We start from the raw sequence: 1,966 nt of genomic DNA on the forward strand, positions 1-1,966 counted from the left end.
CCCCGCCGTCGGGCCGCCCCCGCGCCGCGCCGCCCGGCCGCCTTCGCCGGCGCCCGGGGCGGTCCTCACTGGGGCCCTGAGGCGTCTGCACGTTGCCGCTGCGGATGTTGTAGGTGAACATGAGCATGAAGTAGCGCTGCAAAATAGTGGTGCGCACGTCCTCGTAATAGGCCTCCGTCACGTTGCGTTGGATGCTGCGGTTCTGGCCCAACAGGTCAAAGGCGTAAACCTTAATCTCGCCGCGCTGGCCCGGAAACACCTTCTTGCCTAGGCTGGCGTTCCAGAGGATGTACTGCTGGTTGTAGCCTGCCGAGAGGCCGGCGTAGGCTTGGTGGGCCACGTCGGTTTGGATGTTGATGCCGGGGCCCACAATCCAGCCCAGGCGCAGGCGCGTCACCTGCGAGTAGTAGTTGGTGTTGAGGCGGGTTTGCAGCGTGTTGCGCACGTAGCTCTGGGTGGCGTTGGTCGAGAGCGTGAAGTCGAGTTGCGGGCTGATGTTGGAGCTGAGCACGAGGCCCGCGCCCAGGGCCGGCGTGCGGGCGTAGTTCAGGCCCCCGTTCACGATGCCGGGGTTCTGCGAGTAGCTCGCGTTTAGGTTCACGTTCAGGTTGGTTTTGATGGCCTTGAGGGGGCGGCCGTAGCTGGCCTGGGTGCGTAGGTTGTACTGCTGGCTCAGGTTGGTGGGCTGCGTGAGCTGGGCCCCGGCGGGCAGCGCCACCAGGCCCGCGCCCTCGGGGGCCACGGCCGTGTCGCGGATGGCCACGATGCTGCGGTTGGCAATCGGGTTCTGGGTGAACGAGCCCGAAAGCAGGGCGAAGAAGTTGCTGGAGGCCTTCAGGTTAGAGGCCGAGTAGCGCAGCACCGCCGAGTGCCCGTACTCCTGCCGCAGGTTGGGGTTGCCGATGGTGAGCTGCAGCGGGTTGGAGTTATTTACCACCGCTTGCAATTGGTTGATGCTGGGCGGGTTGGTGCTGGTGCGGTAGAAGATGCGCAGGTTTTTCTGGCGCGAAAACCGGTAGTTCAGCATGGCCTGGGGCAGCAGATTCAGGAAGGTGTAGCTGCCCGTGCCCGGCCGCGGGAACTGCGCCGTGCTCATCAGCTCCGAGTACTGCCCGGCCACGCCCAGGCTGGCCTGGTACTTGGGCGTGACGTGCCGGTAGCTGAAGCCCCCGGCCTGGGTGAGGTAGTAGTTCTGGAACACGTTGCTCAGGGCCGTGTCGAGGCGCGGGTTGAGGCGGCTGGCGTCGGTGTAGTCCAGGGTGCGCTTGTCGGAGTTGTTGGGCGCGTAGTTGATGTTGTAGTTGGCCTGGAACTGGTCGGTTTTGCTCAGCGGCTCGGTGTAGGCCACGTTGGCGCCCACGTTGCCGCCGTGCTGCGTCAGGTCGCTGTGCTGGTTGAGGTTGGCGCTGGGCGAGCCGGTGTTGGTGGTCAACAGGTCCGAGTTGCCGGCCTTGTTGTTGTAGCCGCCGCTCAGGTTCAGCGAAATGGTGCGGCCCACGCGGCGGTAGCGGTGGCGCAGCAGCAGGCTGCCGCCCGTGTTCACGCCGTCGTACAGGGCCGCGTAGTCGGAGTTGATCTGGCTCTGCACCACGCCGCCGTTGGCCGTGAGGCCCTGCAAGCTGCTGGTGCCGTTGTTGCGCTGGAAGCTCAGCCGCGGGATGAACAGCAGCGAGTTGGCCGAGTCAATCTGGTGCTCCAGGCGCAGGTTGAAGCGGTGGTTGGTGTTCACGCTGCCCGTGTTGGCGTCCTGGTTGTAGGTGCTGCCCGCCGCCGTCACGTAGAAGCGCTGGGTGTTGCTGAGCACCCGGTTGTCGGCCCGGTTGTAGAAGTAGCTGCCCGTGAGCTGGGTTTTCTTGTTCCAGCTGTTCGAGTAGTTCAGGCCCAGCGCGTTGGTTTTGGTGATGCCGCCGCTCTGGTTCACCAAAAAAGTTGTTGGCAGACCCGCCGCCACCCCCGCTGCCACCCC

At 65.1% G+C, this 1,966-nt stretch carries 1 protein-coding gene; it reads right to left on the reverse strand.

Going from position 1 to position 1,966, the window contains the following annotated elements; genetic code table 11:
* The coding region (locus BEN49_RS14590; RefSeq protein WP_158022924.1) for an outer membrane beta-barrel protein at window positions 1-1,921 on the reverse strand (1,921 nt) is incomplete at its 3' end.
* Window positions 1,922-1,966 lie beyond the last annotated feature (45 nt).

The organism is Hymenobacter coccineus, from assembly GCF_001816125.1.
GTDB lineage: Bacteria > Bacteroidota > Bacteroidia > Cytophagales > Hymenobacteraceae > Hymenobacter > Hymenobacter coccineus.